A 21,698-nucleotide genomic window follows, 5' to 3' on the forward strand; every position below is an offset into this window, starting at 1 on the left:
CGATGGACCATCGGGTATCCAGTGGACTGGGACAGGCCTGTCTTCAAGGATTGCTGCGGGAGTGGTTTGACTTCGAGCGTCAGCTAGGCCGGGTACCGATTATTCAGCGTCTCGAGCGGGGCCGGTTCACCCGGGACGACTATCTGACACTGCTCCTGAACCTGCGCCAGCAGGTCATCGAGGGGGCACGCTGGATCACCCGCGGGGCGTCCAGTTTCGATCGAGACTTTGCCGATGTGCGTTCGGAAGTCATTGGCCATGCCCAGGAAGAACACCGGGACTACGAGACGCTCGAGAAGGATTATGTCGCTGCCGGCGGCGAGCTCGAGGCGATCCGCACCGGTCAGCGCAATGCCGGAAGCGAAGCATTGCACGCTTTCATGATGTACCGCGCCAGCCAGCCCAACCCGGTCGACCTGATCGGTGCGATGTGGATCATCGAAGGGTTGGGGCAGAAGATGGCCACCGACTGGGCCCGGTGTATCGACGATGTCACTCAGGGTGATGGCAGCTATACCCGCTTCATGCGCTATCACGGCGAAAACGATGAGGCGCACCTGAACAAGCTGTATGCGCTGATCGATCGGGTTTGCCAGCGCGAGGCGGATGCGACCGCCATCCTGCGCACCGCTCGTGTAGTTGGACGGCTCTACGCGCTGCAGCTCGAGGAGGTTGAGCATGGCTAGGCCGCGCAGTCCGTTCCTGCGCGCCCTTGCGGTTGATGACTCGCTGGCGATCGAATCGGCGGCGGTCGAGCTGTGGCTCGAGGATGTCGAGAATCCGACACGCTGGTGGCTGCGCCCGGTGCTACAGGGGGGGTTCGCGGTGCTGCTGCACCTGACCTGGTTCTTCAAGCGCCTGCCGCTGCCCCAGTTCCGGGCCCATCGGTTGCTGCAGCGTTTGATCTGCTGGTTCTGTCGTCACTTCGTGAGTCCGCAGGCCAGTCAGCTGATTCTGCGTCACTACGCCACCGAATCGAACATACTGAACTTCCTGATCGACAACAGCGATGAGCTGAACGTAACGCCAATAGCGCTGTATCCCCGTCGCATCGAGGATATGGGCGAGGCCAGTTTTGTCCAGCATGACCAGGAGCTGTTCCGGGTTATCGAGGAGCTCGGCCACTGGCAGCCACCAACCGCGCCATTGGCCGATCAGACAATCCGCTGGACGCATTGGCGTCCGGTGGACATGGCCGCGATCGAGGTGCCCCGCCGGCGCACCCAGATCCTCGACTTCGAGACCAGCCATGCCCTGTTCATGTGCCTGTTCTGCCTGCTGCTGACCCGGGAGGAGTACCGGGACGCCATCAATGGCTTCAACCTGGATCAGTCGATCGCCATTCGTATCGGTCAGCTCATTGGCGAGCCGGGGCTGGTAGAGATGGCCTACAACAAGTATCCCCATTACCTGGTAGGGCCCGGCAACCTAAGCCAACGTTTCCTCATGCATGGCTTCTTTACGGAATACCTGTATGCCTGCCTGGAGCGGCGGCGGCAGGCGAGGCCAACCCCAGGCGTCAAACCCGTGGCGCTCGAGCCTCTGCCAGGTTGAGGTGCTGCTGCAGGAAGGTCTCGGCATTGACGGGACGACCGGTCAGATAGCCCTGCAGCAGGTCGACCTGGTACTGCGCCAGCGCCTGCCGTTGCCCTTCGGTTTCGACACCTTCGGCAACGACCTTGAGCCCCAGCTCACGGGCCAGCCCCGAGACGGCAGCCAGGATGGCGCCACCTTGCCGGCTCTCGGTGCTCAAGGCTTGGATGAAGCTTCGGTCGATCTTGAGCACCGAGACCGGCAGTTCCTGCAGGTAGCTCAGCGCGGAATACCCGGTACCGAAATCATCGATGGCAATGTGGCAGCCCAGGGTCCGTAGCGCTTCCAGGGTCTGCCGGGCCCGGCCTTCCTTGTCGATCAACGTGCTTTCGGTCAGCTCGAAGCCGAGCAACCCGGGGTCCAGGCCATAGTCAGCCAGCGTGGCTTCAATGAACGCGAGCAGGCCGTCCTGCCAGAACTGGCGGGTGGAAAGGTTCACAGCGACCGGTACCGGCTCGGCGCCACAACGCTGCCAGTCCCTCAACTGGCGGCAGACCAGGTCGAGTATCCGCTCGCCCAACGGAACGATCAGCCCGGAGCGTTCGGCCAGGGGAATGAACTCGGCGGGGGAAATGATGCCGCGTTCCGGATGGTGCCAGCGCAGCAATGCCTCGGCGGAATGCAGCTTGCCCGTGTCACGATCGATCAGGGGCTGATAGTGCATTTCCAGCCCGTCGCCGCTGTCCACGGCATTGCGCAGGGCAGTCTCCAGCGCCAGCACATTATGGGACTGGACATCCATCTCCATCGTGTAGAGCCGGTAGGTATTGCGTCCTTCCTGCTTGGCGCGATACATGGCCGCGTCGGCACTACGCACCAGCGCCTCGGCATCGGTGGCATCGTCGGGATAGACGCTGATGCCCACACTACAGCCCACCCGAAACTCATGCGAGCCAATGCGGCAGGGGGCGCTGATGGCATCGATCAGCCGCCGGGCTACCTGCGAGACTTCCGAAATGTCTTCCAGATCGGGGAGCAGCGCAATGAACTCGTCCCCGCCCAAGCGGGCCAGCGTGTCATCTTCACGCAGGCTCGCTCGGAGCCGCTCGGTGACCAGTAACAGGAGCTCATCGCCGATGGCATGCCCCAGGGTGTCGTTGACCTGTTTGAAATGATCCAGATCCAGAAACAGCACCGCGAGAAACTGCTCGTTGCGGTGGGCATGGCGAATGGCCAGTGACAGGCGATCCTCGAGCAGACGGCGATTGGGCAGGCGAGTCAGTGGATCATAGTAGGCGAGCTGTTTGACCTGTTCTTCGTTTTCACGAATGTGGGTGATGTCCGTGAACAGGCCGGCATAGTTGCTGATGCTGCCGCGCTCATCGCGAATCGCCGTAATCGTCAACAACTCCAGGTACAGCTCGCCGGATTTGCGCCGGTTCCAGATTTCGCCACGCCAGTACCCATTGGCCTGCAAGGTCTCCCACATCCGATCGTAAAAGGCCTTGTCATGGCGACCCGAGGAGAGCACCTGAGGTGTGCGGCCCAGCACTTCCTCGCGAGAATAGCCGGTGAGGTAGGTGAAGGCCGGGTTGGTAAATTCGATGCGGGACTGAGCATCGGTGATGATGATGCCCTCGAGTGACGACTCGATGACCCGTTCCGCCAACTGCAGGTTCTGACGTGACTGGGCCAAGGCACGGTCGCGTTGCTCGAGGGCCGCGCGCAGATCCTTGAGGTGGTGCTGTTCCGCCCCTGCCAGCATGTCGCCAAATCCCAGCAGTCCGACCACTTGATCCGCCGAATCACGTACCGCCAGATGTCTCACGCGATGGTCCAGCAGCTTGTCCCGGGCACGGATGAGCAGATCATGGGTACCGATCGTCAGCAGGGGCTGGCTGGCCAGCTCACCAATCGGCGTATTCCCCGGATGATGCGCAACGAAGCGCACCATGTCCCGCTCGGTAAGGATGCCGAGTGTCTCATCCGGGTAGGCAACCACGGCCGCGTCACGGTGGGTGCGCCGCATCTGGGCAGTGGCGTCGGAGAGCAGCTGGTCGCTGGCCAACACCAGCGGGCCATGGCGCATCGCACTGTGCACCTCGCGAAGCCGCAGGTACGGCTCCAGGCCCTGGTTGAGCGCGACATCGGTCTGCGACAGGATGCCCACCGGGGAGCCCTGAGCATCGGTAATCAGGAAATGGCGCATCCCTCTGGCGCTGAATTGTATCGCCGCCTCGCCGACCGTCGCGGTGGCAGGGAGACACTGCACGGGGTGGCTCATGACTTGGCTGATGGGAATCCGGACAGCCTCGAGGGTGGAGAAATCCACGGCCAGGGCATCCCGCTCGGTCCAGATGCCGACAGGCTGGTTATCCTGTATGACCAGAATCGAGCTGAAGCGGCGCTGCGCCATCCGTTCTGCCGCCTCGCAGAGGGGCGTTTCCGGCGAACAGCAAAGGATGCCGGTTTGCATGATGCGCTCTACGCAAAGTTCCTGTTCCATTGCCTGTCTTATCCCAAGTGAGACCTGTGCCGACCTGCTCCGGCGATGCCGTAGCCTGCTTCTGAAGCCACATAAGAATACGCGAATGAATTACCTCCTGTCCCCGGGCGCCGGTGGCGCTGAGCACTCATCTGGCCCCGAGTTGACCTGATCCGCGATAACGGAAGGCTCAGGTGCGATTCCATCCGATGACACCTTATCCACTACCGCCTGTATGGGCAGAGTGAGGGGCGTGATCCGAATGCCCTGTTCGATGAGAGCGGGTGACGCACAGTGGATGCCGACGTCGCGGCCGCGGTTGTGCAGGGTGGCTTTGAGAGTGCCTATGAGTATTGCCTGGCCTTCGACTGGGAAGAGGATATTGAGGCCTGTCAGGTGTCGCATCCCGTCGTGGCAGCGGCGGGCCTCGACCCCCTCGGGCATTTCCTGATGTGGGGCGCCGCGGAAGGCCGGGTGGTCAGTGCTATCGATGGGGATCTGTGGGGATAGCTGACACCGTAAGGCGGCGCTGGGGATACCGGCGCTATCCAACGTATTGCTAAGATGACAAAACGGTGAGGGGCAGCTTTGTCTGCCCCTTTTTGCTGGCCAAGTGGGCACAACCCCGTCTTGTGGCAAAGCCTCGTATCGATCTTTTTTCGCGATAACCCCTGCTCTCAGTGCGGGCCGCCCGGCCTTGGCAAGCGTAGCTAACAGATATCCAGGCAGATGCCATCTTGGCCGTCAGGGAGAGCCTGCGTTGGGCTAGCCGTGTTGCGATTCGCATCAATTGATATACTAAGGATATATCAATTGATGCGAAAAGGCTGCCATGCAAGCCACAAGCAATGAGTTTCGTCCGAAGGGATCGGCTCGGAAGCCAGACTTCTGGCAAGCCCTTGGCCTGCCTCCACGCGGCCCAAAGCTGCATGAGGCTTTGAGCGAAGGCGTTCCGTACGAGGTATTTACCCAGCTTGCCGCTGCGTCCGGCCTGGAAAAAAAGGAATTGGCTCGTTATGTGGTCATCCCGCCCGCCTCTTTACAGCGCCGTGCCAAAGCAGGGCGCTTCAAGCTAGACGAAGGTGATCGCCTGTACCGGTTTGCCGAGGTCTATAAAAGTGCCGTTGATCTATTCGAAGGGGATACGCAGCGAGCCAACAAATGGCTTCTCAACCCAGTGCGCGGACTGGGTGGCCATCGACCGGTAGACATGATTTCAACCTCGGCAGGTGTTGAAGCGGTGTTGGATCTTGTAGGTCGGCTTGAGCATGGTGTTCTTGTGTGAGCCAACTAAAGGGATACCGGCTGGTCAAGAGGAAGTGGCACAGGAACGCCTTCGATGGAGAGGGGGCCAGGTGGTATGGCGGTCGGTGGAACAGCAAGGGAAGGGCCTGTGTTTATCTGGCAAGCAGCGAGTCACTTGCCATGCTGGAGATAATGGTGCACCTGGAGGACTACCGCTTGCTTGAGACCTATGCGCTGATTGAAGTGACATTCGCTGAAAGCGCACTCATGCACCTTCCCAACGACCAGTTGCCAGCAGACTGGCAGGCAGAGCCCGCGCCATACTCCACTGCCGCCATTGGTGACAGCTGGCTCGAGAGCCAGTCAAGGCTAGCACTGGCGGTTCCGAGTGTTGTGGTGCCGCGCGAAAGAAATTACCTCGTCAACCCGCGTCACACAGGCTTCGAAGCGATGATCAGCGATGCCAAAGACATTGCCTTTGCCCCGGATAAGCGGTTGTCAGAATGAAGGGGTATGCCAAGGCTCTTGGGGCCAGGGACACGACATACCCCAGGGGAGAGAGGCGCAAAACCGGGAAACTGCTTTGCGAGCAGGCCAGCTCACTATGCGCAGGATCGCTTCACGCCCAACATCCACGTATTGGCTAAAGGTCAAGGGGCGCGGTGCCGATATTGCTCTCGAGTTGGCACAATTGCCAACCATGGCCTGAGTCCGGTCGACTCGCGGAGAGAATAAGTGATAATCACACAGGATTTCGAAGGCTCAACTGTTGGGTCCTCGTCTAGTCACGAAGCCACGTACGGAAAATTCGTATTTAAAGGTAATGGTAGCACCAATATTTCCATTGTTGATAAAGGGAACATAAGTTCAACAAACCAAACTCAGGACAAAATTTTATTCTACAGTGGGTATCAAGTTCCTGACATTACCGCGGTTTCCTTCCGAGGAGTGGATAATGAAGCATTCTCTCTAAGAAGTTTGGAAATCGGTAGTGGTGACGGAGGCGACCAGACATTCAAGCTGATTGGTAAGCGTGCTGACTACACTTTTGTCGAAGCATTCATTGACCTTACCGCTTCTTCGAGTGACGCTTCAGGTCTCGTTACGTTCACACGCTATGAGGCTGACCCACTTTATCCACAATTTCCAGCAGGCACCCTGACGTTCTCAGGCTGGGATAATCTGGTTGAGGTCTCCATTCAAGGCGGAGAACAGGTCGGACTTGATATCTACCTTGATGACATCTTGGCGAACTTCAATGTCCCGGCAACAGGCTCCGTGACAATACAGGGGAGCCCCACCCAAGGCCAAACGCTGACCTTGGTGCCCGAGAACGTCAATGACGTCGATGGCTCGGGCGAGTTCCACTATGCGTGGTATGCTCAGAATACCGACGGTACTTGGGTCACTATAGCCAATGGCAGTGATACCTTGGTGCTCGATGAGATACACGTAGGCAAAGCCATCAAGGCCTCGGTGAGCTTCACTGATGGACTGGGAAGCCATGAGGAAATTATATCCATGGAAACCCAGGCGGTTTTGGCTTACTCCAAGCCGCCGATAGTGCACTCAAGCGCTAGCTATATACTTGCTCCTGGGGATAAGTTTGTAATAAACGAACACATGTTAAGGACGGACGATAACGACAATCCGCCGTCTGAAGTTGTTTATACGCTGACATCCGTCCCCAACGATGGCAAGTTGCTGCTCAACGGGATAGCATTGACTATTGAGCAGACCTTTACCCAAGCCGACATCAACGCTGGCCATGTGAGTATCCAGGCCAGTAGCCAGATCGAGATCGAGCACTTTGAGTTTTCGGTGAGCGATGGCACGACGAGTGTCCCGGGCCATTCCTTCCAGGTACAGACCTATGTGCCACCTCCGGTGTTGCCGCCCCCGCCCGCATCACAGCCACCCATTGTCGAGGCAAACTTCACCTTGCCTGTTCTTGTCGGGGATACGCTTGTACTGAATGACTCGATGTTGAGAACAGTCGATCTCGATACCAGTCCTTCAGACCTCGTTTATACGCTGACGGGACTGCCGGATGATGGCAAGTTGCTGCTTAACGGGAATCCGTTGACAACTGGACAGACCTTCACTCAGGCAGACATTACTGCTGGCCATTTAAGTATCCAGGCCAGCGGTCAGGCTGAGATCGAGAGCTTTGGGTTCACGGTGAGCGATGGCATAACGAGTGTCCCAGGCCATTCCTTACAGGTCCAGACTTTCGTTCCACCGGTTATGCCGCCACTGCCGATAACCCAGCCCCCTTTTGTTGAAGCGAACGTTTCTGTTCCGGTACCTGTGGGGGATACGCTTGTACTGAATGACGCCATGTTGAGGACGGTCGATCTCGACACCAGTCCTTCAGGCATCGTTTACACGCTGACGGGGCTGCCGGATGATGGCAAGTTGCTGTTCAACGGGCAGCCGTTGGCAACTGGTCAGGCCTTCACTCAGTCAGATATTAATGCAGGACATGTGAGTATCCGGGCCAGCGGCCAAGCTGAGATCGAGCACTTTGGGTTTACGGTGAGCGATGGGATGACGACAATTCTTGGCCAGTCGTTCCAGGTTCAGACCTTCATACTACCTCCGGTAGTGCCGCCCCTACCCACGATCCCACCCACACCAAAACCGCCGACATCACCAACGCAGCCCACTACACCCAGCGAGACCGTTGATGGCGTCGAGGTGGGGCGAGGGGAAATGACGAACGGAGATGGCTCCATCTCACAGGTCATTACCATTCCGGTCGTCACTGGCGAGCGCTCGGAGCAGGTGGGCAACAACAGCGTGGCGGACATTCCCCTGGCCGCTATCGGTTCGTCAGGCGAATCCCTGCTGACTGCGCAGGTGCCTACCGGCTACGGACTGCAGGTCACGGGCAACAGCGCACCGGTGACGGCCGGCACCGGCCTGGCAGGGCTGATCCGGGAGATCCAGGCGCATACCCCCGCCGGATCGGACGATCAGTCCCTCCTCACCGGCGGTGGGACCGGTTTTCTGGGGGGCCTAGCGCAGACAGCACCGCTGCTGGTACAGACACTCGTGCCAAGCATGGCCACCGGCAACGCCCCAACGGGGCCTCTGGTCATCAACGGTAATCCGGGTGCCAGCAGTCCGGCCGCCACGGCGTTGGTCATCGACACGACGGCACTGCCCTCAGGCCCGCTCCTTGAGCTCAACAACGTCGAGTTTGCCGCGGTCATCGGCGCGGCAACCATCAGCGGGGGTGCCGGCGCCCAGCGTGTCTGGGGCGACAGCGCCAGCCAGACCATCGTACTGGGTGCTGACGATGATGTACTGCATGGCGGGGCCGGTAACGATACCGTGGGCTCCAAAGGCGGCGATGACGTGCTGTTCGGGGATGCCGGCGACGATGTGGTGTTCGGCGGCGAGGGTAACGATCGCCTGAGCGGCGGCACCGGCAACGACCAGCTCGATGGCGAGACCGGTGTCGACGTGGCCCGCTTCGAGACACGCTTCGACCAGGCCACCCTGACCTGGAACGATGATGGCACCTTGACGGTAACTACGACCGCGACCGGTACCGATACCCTGCAGAATGTCGAGCTGCTGCGCTTCGATGACCGTGTGGTACTGGCCCAAGCGCCTGACCTGGTGACGCCGCAGGTGATGGCCTTCGAAGAAAGTTATTACCTGGGACACAACCCGGACGTGGCCGAGGCGGTGGCGCGCGGCGACTATGCCAACGGCTATGACCACTATGTCCAGTACGGCGCCGGCGAAGGCCGGAGTACCGCTGAGCGTGGCGCGGCGTTCGATGAGGCCTACTACCTGAGCCATAACCCGGATGTGGCGGCCGCCGTTGAGCGGGGTGACTTCCGTAGCGGCTATGAGCATTTCGCCATGTATGGGCAGGACGAAGGGCGCAGTGTTTCGGACAGCCGCCCGGCGTTCGATGAGGCCTTCTATCTGGCGCAGAACCCGGATGTGGCGGCGGCCATCGCAGCGGGCGATCTTCCGGATGCGTTTACCCACTACAGCCTGTACGGGCAGAGCGAGGGGCGTGACCCGAATGCCCTGTTCGATGAGCGCTGGTATCGGGCGGAGAATGCCGACGTTGCGGCCGCGGTCGAGCAAGGTACCTTCGATAGCGCCTACGAGCACTACCTGGCCTACGGCTGGGAAGAGGGGCGTGATCCCTCGGCATGGATGGATGTCGAGGCCTACCAAGCGGCGCATCCTGACGTGGCGGCGGCGGGCATCGACCCCCTCGGGCATTTCCTGATGTGGGGTAGCATGGAAGGGCGTGTGGTCAGTGCCAACGATGGGGATTTGTGGGGCTAGATAACACCGCAAGGCGGGCGCCGGGGATGCCGGCCCCGCCACCAATGTCTCCCCTTAGTAGACGAGAGAGGGGCAGCTTTGGCTGGCTCTGTGGTACTGAATAGTACTGTTAATCACTCTCGAGCCCCCTTCGTAAGGTTTCCAGCCACTGCAGGCAACTATCAGGATATTCCATCGTGCTGCGGCTCATGTCGACAGCCAGAATTTCAAGTGGGTGCTTCGGAAGCCGATCATTCAGCAAGTCCAAGGCTTGGTCGAGTGTAGCTGCCGTAGCCACGCAGCGGGCGCGCTCACCTAACAATTGCATAGCAGTCAGGGCCGTGTCGTAGCCATTCTCCTCAAGCCGCAATACCCATTTGCCTTCATAGAGCGTGCCCCGATCAGCATCGACACGCACGAAATTCTGCAGAAGATAGGCTATGTCTGCGGCATCTTTACGGCGAGTCTCCGGCGCTCGTTCCGTCCAAGCAATGAGCTTCAACAGCACCTGGCACTCCAGATTGGCGACTTTAATCACAAGTGAGTCTGACCCCGGCAACGTCACACGGTAAGCCGTTTGGCAGGTTTCCTCGAAGCCCACGACGGACATCTCGATATGGCCCTTCGGTGGCCAACTGATCGTGTTGTCGGCGTTGGCCACGCCCCCAAAGGGAATGATGTCGATGACATAGCCAACAGGAGATCGTAATTCCTGCTGGTCGCGCCCTGGCTGGTATCCCTTGTCTATCAGGCCAGCCTGGATCTGTTGGAACTCGTCCCATCCTCGCACATAGATGGCGAAATCAATGTCAGCGGTAGCGCGCCGTATCGGAGCGCCAAAGTAATAATGCAGGATGATATCTCGAGCCGTCGCACCGATCAGGACGTAATCGATGCCATATTTTGCGAGTACCTCGGTACCGTCAGACAGGACAGTGCTAGCCCCTTCGTCAAGCGCCACCGAAAGCGTCAGCGAGGTAGCGCTCATCAAGCCTCCTGGCGATGTCAGCATTGCGTGCGTCGCCACTTCGTAGCAGCTCCGCATAAGCGAGCAGAGGGTGTACCATACTGCTCTCCGGGCGCTCGTCGAGCCAGAAGCGCTCCATGATCCGAAGGTTGGGCTCGATGCCTGTCGGAGGCTTTCGCAAACGGTGAGCCTGCATCAGTTGGGGCAGCTTCTCCCTGGAGAGATACAGTGTGGCGACTTGTGGTTTCAAGTGTCCGCTATAGTAGCTGCCGGCAATCTCACCGCCCCATGCTGCGTCCAGGCGGGTAACGCTATCTTCACCCCACCAGTCCGTGGCCTCGCTGTAGAATTCACCTATTATCAGTTTGGATGCCAGCTTTTCGCCATAGCCGACGACCCAGCGCTCCATCAGCTTTCGAGGCTCTGTGATCTTGGTGATCCTGCGATTTGCCTTCCGCAAGGTTGCTGCGAGGCCTCCCTCCACGAGCGCCTTGAGGACATTCTCGACGGTGCCGTGAGAGACACCGGTACACTGGGCGAGGGTGCGGATTGGCGCTCCTGCTAGCTCGGGCAGGGTCAGCAGGTGATAGATAACCACCAATCCCTTACGTTGAAACGCGCGCTCAACCGGATGTGACCTCTCCTCAGCCGCCATCGTCGTCGTGCGCCGGTTGCCTCGGATCAACACCTTGAGTTGGGGCTGATCAATAAAAGCATTGCCTGCGATATCAATGAACTGGATACCCCGGCTCTGAAGCGTCCGGGCGGCATTGACGTTGAGATAGTCAGCGATCAGCAGCCGATCAGGGGCGTTGGCCCACTGGTACGAAAGTGCGGCTACGTTGTGAGACACCCAGCGTTTCACCTCACCATGAAAGCGGTGTCCGCTCAGCTCAGCGAGGAATTCGTGCTGTGGAACGCCCTCCATGGCCGGACTAAGCGACGCGCTCAGTCCGGTTTCGGCTTGGAAGGCGGCGATGGCCGCTTCAGCCATGTCCCTGTCGTGTGACGTCGCCATGATGTCCAATAATTCGCTGCGTACATTAATAATATACGCCGCCAAAAAATGGACATCAAGACCATGGACGCTTCGGTCAGGCCTCCCTGATCTGGAACGATAAAGGCACGCTGACAATGAGTACAGACGCCACCGGTACGGATACCCTGCAGAGTGTCGAGCTGCTGCTCTTCGACGATCGGGTCGTGTTAGCCCAAGCGCCTGACCTGGTGACGCCGCAGGTGATGGCCTTCGGAGAAATCTATTATCTGGGGCACAACCCGGACGTGGCCGAAGCGGTGGCGCGCGACGGCTATGCCAACGGCTATGACCACTATGTCCAGTACGGCGTCGGCGAAGACCGAAGTACCGCTGAGCGTGGCGTGGCGTTCGATGAAACCTACTACCTGAGCCATAACCCGGATGTGGCGGCGGCCATCGCAGCGGGCGATCTTCCGGACGCGTTTACTCATTACAGCCTGTGCGGGCAGAGCGAGGGTCGTGATCCGAATGCCTTGTTCGATGAGTGCTGGTATCGGTCGGAGAATGCCGACGTCGCGGCCGCGGTCGTGCAGGGTGACTTCGATAGCGCCTACGAGCACTACCTGGCCTACGGCTGGCAACAGGGGCGTGATCTCTCAGCCTGGATGGACCTTGAGGCCTACCAAGCGTCGCATCCTGACGTGTCGGCGGCGGTAACGCACCTGGTGGTAGGTGGCTGGCTCAGCCAGCGAGGTGCCTGCCGATTGCTGGGCCTGGCAAGGTCGGTGGCTCAGTACCAAGCGATGCCGTGTAACGATGAGCCGCTTCGGGCACGCCTGCAAGCCTTGGCGACCTGTTACCCCCGCTACGGCTACTTGCTGCTGCATGCCTTGTTGCGTCAGGAGGGTCTGGTGATCAATCGCAAGCGTACCTACCGGCTGTACTGCAAGCATGGCCTTCAGGTCCGAACCCGGCGGCGCAAGCGGCTGACCCGGCCGAGAACATCGATGCCACTGCCGGACCGCCCCAACCAGCGCTGGTCGCTGGACTTCGCCTCGGATCAGTTGGCCTCAGGGCGTCGCTTTCGCATGCTGAACATCGTGGACGACTTCAGCCGGGAGTGTATCGGCCAACTGGTGGACACCTCCATTTCGGGACGTCGCTTGGCCCGGTTCCTGGACGAGATTGCTCAGCAGCGCCCGCTGCCAGCCTCGATTGTCTGCGATAACGGGCCGGAGCTGACCAGCAAGGCGATGTTCTTCTGGGCGCGTGAGCGGAAGGTGACGCTGGCCTTTATCCAGCCGGGCAAGCCGACGCGGAATGCGTTTATCAAAAGCTTCAACGGCAAGTTCCGGGACGGCTGCCTTAACCAGCACTGGTTCCTGAGCCTGGCGGATGCACGACACGAAATCACACAATGGAGGACCCACTACAACCACGTCAGACCGCATAGCTCACTGAATTATTTACCACCGGTAGCGTATGCCGAGCAGTGCGCATGAGGAGTGGTTCTCACATTGATAGCGGACCTAAACTAGGGAGAAGGTCAACTCGGCGCCAGCCTCACCGCGCTATACCAGTGCGGGAGCGAGAGAACTGGTAATTTTCCTGCACCACCCGGGAGGGGCAATCGCAGTTCAGCGAAGTAATAGGATCATTGACCGGCTTTACATCACGAGCTGCAGCTTCATCACAACCAGTTACTGCACCGATGCACGCAGCATTTCTGCTACTATCACATTCTTCACCATACAACTTCATTATGCACTTGGGCGATGCGGGAAACAATTGCCTTCCATCAACCTAACAAACCCTGTTGCGTTTGCACGATCGATGGAGTATTGATCGATTACACGTTGAGGAGTAGTTAGATACACCTCCTTCATTTTAGACACTGCTTTATCAAACCAATCGTTAAACTGATCCTTAGGCACATTTCTTTCTATTGGATGCTGAGCTACGTAATCAACAGTACAGGCTGCAAATGTCAGGTCTTGTTCCCCTACAGCCACATCATCCAGGTCAGCATCAGAGTCCTCAGCTTGACGAGCTTTTGCTAGTTGAACGATATGAGGGAGCAGGTCTTGTTCCTCTTGGTATTGTGTAATGAACTTAAACTGGTATCTGTAGTCGTGGATTGAATAGTCTTCTGCTTCACTATCCCCACATCCTTGTAAGGCAACTACAACCGCACCTGCTGCAGCAATTGACCGTAACATGAAATAGCCCTCACTGAGGTTTGTACTGCTCACATGATGTTTTCAACTCTTTTTGGAGAAGATGCCATTATAATGTCACCAACCCTTGCATTAGATATGATGTTTATAGAATAAACATAATAGCCTTGTTCGAGCGAATCAAGTACATTATCAAACTGGAAGTCGAATTCTTCTTCAGTCAGCTTCCGGTGTCGCGCCGCGCCACTTTTCGCGTCTTTTTCGCCAGCATCCGGTACACTCCGGGAACCTATTTGAATCGGCTGCGCCTCGAACATACCCCCAGGCGTTGATAGTCAGCCCCAGCCTGCCACCTCTGGAGCGTCCAGCTCACCATTTGCGCACTTGCTCCAACGGCACTACGGCGTTTCCTCCTCGGTCTATTGGCAGCGCTTCAGGGCATCGGCCACTCCCGCCTTGGCGATGATCAGTAAGTAACATCTCTATGTATGCGGTCCCGAAGAGTAATGATCTATCCTACCAACCATTGTCGGAGGATGATCCATGGCTCAGATAAACGCGCCACGACCACGCACGCCATCCGAGCAGAAATACAGCGATCGACAGATTCGGTCGCGACGTTGAGCCGGCGCTACGGCATTAATCTAAAAACTGTGCGTAAGTGGCGCAGTCGGGGTAGGTCGAGGATACTCGCATGGGCCCCAAAGCGGCTCGATCCACGTCGCTGACGCCCCTCGAGGAAGCCGAAGTTGTTACCTTCCGGCAGAAGACCCTACTGCCTCTCGATGACTGCCTTCATGCGCTTCAGCGAGAGATCCCTTCGCTTACCCGATCGAGCCTACCTCGGCTTTATCAGCGACACGGCATCAGCCAGCTACCCAAGACTGGCGGCCAGAAGCGCGAGAAGAAGCCGTTCAAGCGTTGGCCAGCATTATTCATTCAGCTTGGGAAGGCTCGGAGGATATCACCGACGATTTCCTCCTTTCCTACCGTACCCAGTACGAACTCCACCGCGACCGGAAAAAGGCCTTGGCGACATTCCATCGGGTCCGTAAACCCCGTGGCGGGGCCAGTCGTCCATCCCCGATGGCGCTCACCTGGCAGGATTTTCTGGAAGGTGTCCGCAACGATCCACACGGCAGCCCGAAAAGTCGGCTGGAGATCCTCGAGGCGGCACGCGACCTGTTCGAGCGTAAGGGTAGCCTGAAGCAGATGACGCAGAATGAGCGCTGTGCGATTGCCGGTACGGGCTCACAGCAGGAAAGCAAAACGTATCGGGGACTGCACTGGTCATGGTTCGGTACCATGCGGGGATTGGGCACCTTTGCCAGCCTGATCAATAAAGCGCCTGACAACATTTCGGATGCGCTGTACCATATTCCTTTGTCCGGGGATGTCGACCAGGAACATTACGAGCACTTCGTCGCGGACTTTAGCCGTGCCTTCACCGGTGAACCCCGCGCCGGCAACATCGCCACCGCCTCGCGTCTGCTGGCCATGAAGCGTCCTGATCATTTCATCGCCCTCAACCGTGCCAATCAGCGGGGTCTGGCCGAGGGGTTTGGTGTCGGCTATACCACCATCCGCCTTGATACCTATTGGAACAAGATCGTTATGCCTACCCGGCTGTCCCCATGGTGGAATCACCCAAAGCCTCGATCAGGGATGTTCAATCGCCGTGTATGGGACGCCCGGGCAGCGATGATGGGCTGTATTTACTACGTCGGAAACTGACCCCAACGATCGTCCGCCGTTCATCCCGCCCCGGCACAGCCTATGACGTTGGCCTCCCAAGCGACGTTAGGCCGACACAGCCGCCGGTGTCTTATACCGAAATGCCCGAATGGAGCTCAAAAAGGGCTCCTGTTCCAGCCGTTCATCGCTTCTGACAGCTCGGGTACGGGCCTCCGGCGGGAAGGGGGCGGGTTGGTTATAACGCGGCAGCTGGCCATCCTCTGACGGGACGAACAAGGGCAAGGCCACGTTCATGGCGCGACGGGGACGGCCATCCGGCAAAGGATCCTGATAGAACAGATTGGCCCGCATGACCGGGGCCTGAGTCTGAACCTGGGCCAGCGGTTCGGATGAGGGAATGCCTGCCAGGGCTCGCAGCTGTATCCGGACATGGGGCGCCTCGGTGTCCAGCCGCAGCAGCATGCTCTCGGCCTCCTGTACCGTGATCTTGCGAATGGAGCGGCCGCTGGTGTACCAGGCGAACCTGACCCGCTCGAGAGGTTGCTCCGCGACCGGGATATGGCGCCAGCATTGCTTCAGGTGCAGCCGGGTCAGACCGCTGCCACGCAGGTTGCTGTTCAGGGCAGGGTGGCGCTGGGCCAGGGTCAGCTTCACGTCGGCCAGCAATCGCTTGTCCACGGCCTTGATCTGACTGATCGTTGCGGCGAAGTGCTCCTTGGCAGTGTTGACCTCGGCAACGGCGGACAGCACCGTCTGGTTGGCAGCCACCAGGCCGACATAGGTCCGGGTCGCCCGGCCATCCTGTTCATCCTCATACCAAAAATCGAGCAGAACCTGCCGCAACCAGGCCTCATCCGGCGTAGGAGAATGAAGAGCCCAGGCGGCCCCCATGTTGTTTCGATACACTTCAATCAGTTTCTGGCTGGTCTCGACAACCCGATCGAAGCGCTGCTCGAGCTCGTGAAGCATTTTGTACTGTTGAACCATCGGTTCCTCACCCGTGGCTGTATTTTTTAACAGTATAGGCTATCCCTTCACGTTGAAGTCGAGGCGATGTCACAGATGCCAGTTACCTCACCAAAAAGGAACATAGGGTGGGGCCATCATTAATGACGCGTGCCATTCGGTGATGACCGATGACAGCACAACGCTCTATCCGCGAGTGGCAGCAATTCGTCGAGAACTGTCTCGATTGCTGCCCTGATGACGGCGTCTACCAGATGGCCCGTGAGATGTTCACCGATGAGGCCTTGTTTGACCTGGAGATGGAACTGACCTTCGAGAAGCAGTGGATTTTCGCGTGCCACGAGAGCCAGATCCCGAACACTAACGACTTCATTACCATGCAGGCTGGTCGCCAACCGATGATCATCGCGCGCGACGGTAAGGGTGCCTGGCCTTGTCGCTGCCCAGGAATGCGTCGAGCGAGAACGCGAGGATCAGTTCGCCGTGGTGGGGCTGGCCCTTGCCGTCGAGCGTGGCGGCCTTGGTTTCGTGGCCCAGCCCGCCGGCAACGCTTTCCCGGCAGGCTGGTACAGCTCGGTCTCGCCGTGGGTCACTACGCTGATGACAACATTTAAGGCGTACGGCGACTTACCGGAACGCGGCCGGGAAAAGGCGATGGGATTAGTAATCTAACAAGGGGAACATTCTCTAAACTACTATAAAAACCGGAAACTCGAGGATAAGCCGATTTTTTTAATAAATTTCAAAGAAATCACAGCACCATGGCCGCGACCCACCCAAAGATCACCAACGGAATGTTGTAGTGCAAGAAGGTCGGAACTACCGTGTCCCAGATATGATCATGTTGGCCATCAGCATTGAGTCCAGCGGTGGGGCCCAGCGTCGAATCAGAGGCTGGTGAACCGGCATCACCCAGCGCAGCAGCGGTGCCAACAAGGGCTATAGTAGCCATCGGCGAGAAGCCGAAGTTGAGCGCCAAGGGCACGTAGAGTGAGGCAATAATTGGTATTGTCGAGAAGGACGAGCCGATACCCATTGTGATGAATAGGCCCACGAGCAGCATGATCAGCGCGGCAAGCCCCTTGTTGTCGCCAATTACCTCGGCGGCGCTAGTTACCAGCCGCTCAACTTCACCAGTGGCCTGCATCACGCTGGCAAAGCCTGCTGCCGTGATCATGATGAAGCCGACCAAGGCCATCATGCGCATGCCTTCAGTGAATATACCGTCCTGCTCATGCCAGTGAAATACACCGCTCAGGGAGAGCACGGCGAAACCGAAGATGCCGCCCAGCACCATCGAGCCAGTATAGAGTTGAACCGCTACCGTACTGATCAGCGCGAGGGCTAGTACAGCCTTCTGCCAACCCTTCAGATGCTGAGCCGCCTCGGCCGGTGTCTCGTCACCACGAGCTAGATAACGATCATTATATTTACGCCCTTTGCGATAGCTGATGAGCGCCGCAACGACAAGCCCTACAGCCATGCCCCCGATGGGAATAACCATAGCCATCGGCACCATCTGTCGCGTCACCTCGAGACCCAGCTCGGCACCGCTCTCATTGAGATTGGTCAGTAGGATATCGTTGAGGAAGATGGCACCAAAGCCCACCGGCAGCAACATGTAGGGCGCGGTGATGCCGAAGGTGAGCACACAGGCAACCAGACGACGATCTAGTTGAAGGTGGTTCATCAGCTTGAGCAGCGGAGGCACCAATACTGGAATAAAGGCGATGTGTACTGGGATCAAGTTCTGGGAACTAACCGCTGCGGCCAGCAGCGCGGCTAGCAGCGTATAGGTCACCACATGTCGACTGCTGGCGCTGCCCGACTCGTCGATATGAAAGCGGCGAATGGCACGATTCGCCATCACCTCGGTTATCCCCGAGCGAGAAAGCGCCACAGCGAAAGCGCCCAGCACGGCATAGGCGAGCGCTACGGTGGCACCATTGCCAAGGCCGTCATTAAAGGCATCGAGGATGGCATTGATCGGCATGCCGGCATACAGACCGCCTACCAGCGTGGCGACAATCAGGGCAAAGACTACGGAAACACGGGCAAGACTCAGGCCGACCATCACCAGGATGGCCAAGACAATAGCATTCATGGAAAGCTAACTCTCTTATCATTGGAATTAAATGTGTTGTTTTCCCCGCAGCCTGACCGCGGGGAAACATCAGATGTGTCAGTGCTGACTAGGCAATGTGCCGGGGCGAGCCAGAGGGCTCAGAGTGCGGGCGGCAAGTAATTCACTGGCGGCTTCAATATCTGGAGCGAAGAAGCGGTCTTGTTCGTAATGGCTGACACGTTCTCGCAGTAGACGCCTGGCCTGCTCCAGCGACTCGGTGCTCTTCAGACCATGGCGCATGTCGAGCCCTTGGCAAGCTCCCAGCCACTCGATGGCCAGGATGCCGCGAACGTTATCGGCCATTTCCCATAGCCGCTTGCCGGCGGCCGGCGCCATGGAGACATGGTCCTCTTGGTTAGCCGAGGTGGGCAGGCTATCTATGCTGTGTGGGTGGGCCAAGGCCTTGTTTTCGCTTGCGAGTGCTGCTGCGGTGACCTGGGCGATCATGAAGCCCGAGTTGACCCCGCCGTTCTCTACTAGGAAGGGCGGTAGCTGGGACATATGCTTATCCATCATCAGCGATATGCGCCGTTCGGCAAGAGAACCAGTCTCGGCAATAGCCAGCGCCAAGTTATCGGCGGCCATGGCCACCGGTTCAGCGTGGAAGTTGCCACCTGAGATGATGTCGTCGTCCTCGGCAAATACCAGCGGGTTGTCGGACACCGCATTTATCTCAACGGCCAGCACCTCGGCAGCTTGGCGGATCTGAGTCAGTACAGCCCCCATTACCTGAGGCTGGCAACGCAGCGAATAAGGATCCTGCACCTTGTCGCAGTCGGCATGGGAGTCGCCGATGGCACTATGCTCCTCCAACAAGTGCCGATAGGCTGCCGCCGCGTCGATCTGGCCGCGTTGACCGCGTACCTCATGAACCCGGGCGTCAAAGGGGGAACGCGAGCCCAAAGTAGCCTCTACGGTCAATGCCCCGCACACCGTGGCCGCGGCGAACAGATCCTCGGCATCGAACAGGCCGCGCAAGGCATAGGCAGTGGAGACCTGAGTACCGTTGAGTAGAGCCAGGCCCTCTTTCGGTGCCAGCTCCATCGGGACCAGCCCGGCGATTTCCAGTGCTTGTTGGGCCGTGATCCACTCTCCACGGTAGCGTGCCTTGCCTTCGCCAAGCAGCACCACGCTCATATGAGCCAGCGGTGCCAGATCGCCAGAAGCGCCAACAGAGCCCTTGCAGGCCGTGTCAAAACGGCTTGCCGGAGGTCACTCCAATCGCCCCGCTTTTGCGGGGCGATTTCGTTGCAGTCTTGCCGATGTCACATTGATATAGTTCCGGCCTCAGACCGAGGCCCGCCTCAGCCGGGTCATCAGCGTCTCGATCCCGATATGTCGCATCAACCGCTTCAGGTTGTACGCCAGTACCGCCAGGCTGATCTCTCCCCGGGCTTTATCGAGCCCGCGCACCAGTAGACGCCCGGCGTTCCCCATCAACGTATCCTTGAGCGTACCGAAGGGATGCTCGACAGTGGCGCGGCGACGCGTCATCGCCTTAGGATCGTCTGTCAGGCGCTGTCGCGACGTCTCGAAGGCGCTTTCATACTGATGGCGCGTGACGGTTCGCCAACGCCCCACCGTACAGCGTGGCTTGAGGGAACAGCCGGCACAGGCCGAGGGGTTGGCATAGTGAAGGACTTTCTGGGACCTATGGCGTTGTTTCAGTGGCAGCCTGTGATCGGCCGGGCAGCGGTAGGCATCCCGGTCCGGTTCGTAGTGAAAGGCATCGGCTTGGTATAGCTGGCCGCCTCCTTGGTTGTTAACGGCCCGCCGGGGCGGGATATGGCACGCGACGTGGCGATCCTCGCAATGCTGCTGTTGTTCGCCGTTGGAGTAGCCGGCATCGGCCAGTAGCGAAATCGGCTCTGTCTTTCCGAGTGCCGCTTGTACCGCCTCCGCCATGGGCCGTAACTGGCGACTGTCATCGCCGTCCTGCACCGTCTCGTGGTGTACGATCAGATGGGTGTCGGTATCCACCGCCGTTTGCAGGTTATAGGCGGTCCGGCTTCCCTGCGGCGAGCGCATGAGCCGGGCCTCGGGCTCACCGGTGACGTGATGATGGATCCCAAGTCGTTCCATGCGCTCACGACTGTCCCGGGTCTGGTCACGCAGGGCCTTGAGCCGTTCGAGCGATCGCCGGCGTTGGCCATCGTCTGGCCCATCCCGATGCGTTTCCTCGCGATCGGTCTCGTCGAGGCCTTCCAGCCAGGTGTCGATACGCGCGTTCAGCGCCTGCTCCTCACGGGCCAGCGCCTGTCGACTCACCACGCGCTTCTTGCTGGCCACAGCACCGAATTTGCTGCCATCGATGGCCACTTCGCGGCTGGCCAGCCAACCGGCGTCACGGCAGAAACGCACGAAGTGACGGCACAGCTGACGAAACGCTTGCGGATGCTTGCGTCGAAACTCGGCGATGGTCTTGAAGTCGGGAGTCAGCCGATTGAGTAGCCACATCAGCTCGACGTTGCGCTGACATTCGCGTTCCAAGCGGCGTGACGAGCGGATCTGCTGAAGATAGCCGTACAGGTAGAGCCGGAGCATGTCGGCGGGATGATAGCCTGGACGCCCGGTTGCCGCCGGTCGAGCGCGCTCGAAGCCCAGGGCATCGAGATCGAGGGAATCGACGTAGAGGTCAATGATGCGAACAAGATGGTCGTCGGGGATCAACTCATCGAGGGAAGGCGGTAGCAGGTCGAGCTGCTCGCGAGACTCACCGGTGATATAGCGTGCCATGACGAAAACTGCCCATCAGGAAGCCTGATGGGCAGTGTGCCAGTCGAGACTGTGTTTTGACACAGCCTGCTTGAGCGGGATATGCGGGTAAATTTCGGTATTAATCAGCGTAATCAGGGCATCGAGTACCTCACGGCGGATGCCGGAGAAGCCTCTCGCCAAGCTGTTCACCTTAAGTACCATGATCAGCCGAACCAGATCGTCATCCATGGCCTCACCGACGCCGGTAGCGTGAGAGAGTACTAATGAGCGTTGCAGCGCCTCAAGATCCTCGTTGGCGATGCGAGTCTGGGCCAAGAGCCCAAAGCCGGTATTGATGCCATAGACGGTGCGGTTCTCGGCGATAACCCGGTTAACGCAATCGACGGACTTGGCGATATTGGCGTCGGCACTGGCCGACAGACTCACACTGACGGGTTCCTGGAAGACCTGGCGCGCCTGCGCCAGGGTCATCTGGCCGGGCTGAATCTCGAGATGAATCATCGGTAGGT

General features: G+C 58.9%; 17 protein-coding genes and 2 pseudogenes. 9 read left to right on the top strand and 10 right to left on the bottom strand.

The window, feature by feature from the left end; genetic code table 11:
- Nucleotides 1-2 precede the first annotated feature (2 nt).
- Together MHM84_RS20400 and MHM84_RS20405 are read left to right on the top strand one after the other, a co-directional pair.
- Entirely contained in the window at nucleotides 3-686 is a 684-nt protein-coding gene (locus MHM84_RS20400) for an iron-containing redox enzyme family protein (protein ID WP_239268744.1), read from the top strand.
- A complete protein-coding gene (locus tag MHM84_RS20405; protein WP_239268746.1) occupies nucleotides 679-1,554 on the top strand; it encodes a hypothetical protein in 876 nt (291 codons plus the stop codon). The genes MHM84_RS20400 and MHM84_RS20405 overlap by 8 nt, the downstream gene beginning before the upstream one ends.
- Here the strand turns inward: MHM84_RS20405 and MHM84_RS20410 are convergent.
- Complete coding sequence (locus tag MHM84_RS20410; RefSeq protein ID WP_239268748.1) at nucleotides 1,520-4,039, bottom strand: EAL domain-containing protein; 2,520 nt, start codon at nucleotides 4,037-4,039, stop codon at nucleotides 1,520-1,522. The two genes, MHM84_RS20405 and MHM84_RS20410, sit on opposite strands and share 35 nt — an antisense overlap.
- A 273-nt stretch (nucleotides 4,040-4,312) precedes the next feature.
- Between MHM84_RS20410 and MHM84_RS20415 the strand changes: the two genes are divergently transcribed.
- The 4 genes from MHM84_RS20415 (at nucleotide 4,313) to MHM84_RS21540 (ending at nucleotide 9,583) form a co-directional block, all read left to right on the top strand.
- On the top strand, nucleotides 4,313-4,528 hold the full coding sequence (locus tag MHM84_RS20415; RefSeq protein WP_239268750.1) for a hypothetical protein: 216 nt from the start codon (nucleotides 4,313-4,315) through the stop codon (nucleotides 4,526-4,528).
- Nucleotides 4,529-4,850: 322 nt separating this feature from the next.
- A complete protein-coding gene (locus MHM84_RS20420; RefSeq protein WP_239268752.1) occupies nucleotides 4,851-5,303 on the top strand; it encodes an antitoxin Xre/MbcA/ParS toxin-binding domain-containing protein in 453 nt (150 codons plus the stop codon).
- On the top strand, nucleotides 5,300-5,770 hold the full coding sequence (locus MHM84_RS20425) for an RES family NAD+ phosphorylase (RefSeq protein ID WP_239268754.1): 471 nt from the start codon (nucleotides 5,300-5,302) through the stop codon (nucleotides 5,768-5,770). The genes MHM84_RS20420 and MHM84_RS20425 overlap by 4 nt, the downstream gene beginning before the upstream one ends.
- A 228-nt stretch (nucleotides 5,771-5,998) precedes the next feature.
- Nucleotides 5,999-9,583, top strand: coding sequence for a cadherin-like domain-containing protein (locus MHM84_RS21540; RefSeq protein ID WP_343218310.1), 3,585 nt, complete (start codon nucleotides 5,999-6,001; stop codon nucleotides 9,581-9,583).
- A 109-nt stretch (nucleotides 9,584-9,692) separates the two neighbouring features.
- Here the strand turns inward: MHM84_RS21540 and MHM84_RS20440 are convergent, their stop codons facing one another.
- Both MHM84_RS20440 and MHM84_RS20445 read right to left on the bottom strand, forming a co-directional pair.
- Nucleotides 9,693-10,550, bottom strand: a complete 858-nt coding sequence (locus tag MHM84_RS20440; protein WP_239268756.1) for a nucleotidyl transferase AbiEii/AbiGii toxin family protein — start codon at nucleotides 10,548-10,550, stop codon at nucleotides 9,693-9,695.
- A complete protein-coding gene (locus MHM84_RS20445) occupies nucleotides 10,513-11,523 on the bottom strand; it encodes a type IV toxin-antitoxin system AbiEi family antitoxin (protein WP_239268758.1) in 1,011 nt (336 codons plus the stop codon). The genes MHM84_RS20440 and MHM84_RS20445 overlap by 38 nt, the downstream gene beginning before the upstream one ends.
- 725 nt (nucleotides 11,524-12,248) lie before the next feature.
- On the opposite strand from MHM84_RS20445, the pseudogene MHM84_RS20450 reads away from it, so the two are divergent.
- Nucleotides 12,249-13,010 (top strand): annotated as a pseudogene (locus MHM84_RS20450) (IS3 family transposase); the annotation flags it as partial.
- A gap of 258 nt (nucleotides 13,011-13,268) precedes the next feature.
- On the opposite strand, the gene MHM84_RS20455 reads toward MHM84_RS20450, so the two are convergent.
- A complete protein-coding gene (locus MHM84_RS20455; RefSeq protein WP_239268760.1) occupies nucleotides 13,269-13,727 on the bottom strand; it encodes a hypothetical protein in 459 nt (152 codons plus the stop codon).
- A gap of 29 nt (nucleotides 13,728-13,756) precedes the next feature.
- Nucleotides 13,757-14,002, bottom strand: a complete 246-nt coding sequence (locus MHM84_RS20460; protein ID WP_239268762.1) for a hypothetical protein — start codon at nucleotides 14,000-14,002, stop codon at nucleotides 13,757-13,759.
- Nucleotides 14,003-14,606: 604 nt separating this feature from the next.
- On the opposite strand from MHM84_RS20460, the gene MHM84_RS20465 reads away from it, so the two are divergent.
- The gene (locus MHM84_RS20465; RefSeq protein WP_239268764.1) at nucleotides 14,607-15,419 is read left to right on the top strand and encodes a hypothetical protein; all 813 of its coding nucleotides are present in this window, start codon (nucleotides 14,607-14,609) and stop codon (nucleotides 15,417-15,419) included.
- A 66-nt stretch (nucleotides 15,420-15,485) separates the two neighbouring features.
- On the opposite strand, the gene MHM84_RS20470 is transcribed toward MHM84_RS20465, so the two are convergent.
- The gene (locus MHM84_RS20470) at nucleotides 15,486-16,367 is read right to left on the bottom strand and encodes a DNA replication terminus site-binding protein (RefSeq protein WP_239268766.1); all 882 of its coding nucleotides are present in this window, start codon (nucleotides 16,365-16,367) and stop codon (nucleotides 15,486-15,488) included.
- A 402-nt stretch (nucleotides 16,368-16,769) separates the two neighbouring features.
- Between MHM84_RS20470 and MHM84_RS20475 the strand changes: the two genes are divergently transcribed.
- Nucleotides 16,770-17,018: a hypothetical protein gene (locus MHM84_RS20475; RefSeq protein ID WP_239268768.1), complete on the top strand. Its 249-nt coding sequence runs from the start codon at nucleotides 16,770-16,772 to the stop codon at nucleotides 17,016-17,018.
- A gap of 79 nt (nucleotides 17,019-17,097) precedes the next feature.
- Here the strand turns inward: MHM84_RS20475 and MHM84_RS20480 are convergent, their stop codons facing one another.
- From MHM84_RS20480 to MHM84_RS20495, 4 genes and pseudogenes are all read right to left on the bottom strand, one after another.
- Nucleotides 17,098-18,450 (bottom strand): Na+/H+ antiporter family protein, encoded by a 1,353-nt coding sequence (locus MHM84_RS20480; RefSeq protein WP_239268770.1) that lies wholly within the window; start codon nucleotides 18,448-18,450, stop codon nucleotides 17,098-17,100.
- Nucleotides 18,451-18,528: 78 nt separating this feature from the next.
- Nucleotides 18,529-19,653: pseudogene (gene hutH / locus MHM84_RS20485) on the bottom strand (histidine ammonia-lyase); the annotation flags it as partial.
- A 105-nt stretch (nucleotides 19,654-19,758) separates the two neighbouring features.
- Nucleotides 19,759-21,207, bottom strand: a complete 1,449-nt coding sequence (locus tag MHM84_RS20490) for an IS1182 family transposase (protein WP_239268772.1) — start codon at nucleotides 21,205-21,207, stop codon at nucleotides 19,759-19,761.
- Nucleotides 21,208-21,222: 15 nt separating this feature from the next.
- Nucleotides 21,223-21,690, bottom strand: a complete 468-nt coding sequence (locus MHM84_RS20495) for an aromatic amino acid lyase (RefSeq protein WP_343218311.1) — start codon at nucleotides 21,688-21,690, stop codon at nucleotides 21,223-21,225.
- Nucleotides 21,691-21,698: the final 8 nt, after the last annotated feature.

Origin of the sequence: Halomonas sp. McH1-25 (genome assembly GCF_022348165.1) — a bacterium.
GTDB lineage: Bacteria > Pseudomonadota > Gammaproteobacteria > Pseudomonadales > Halomonadaceae > Modicisalibacter.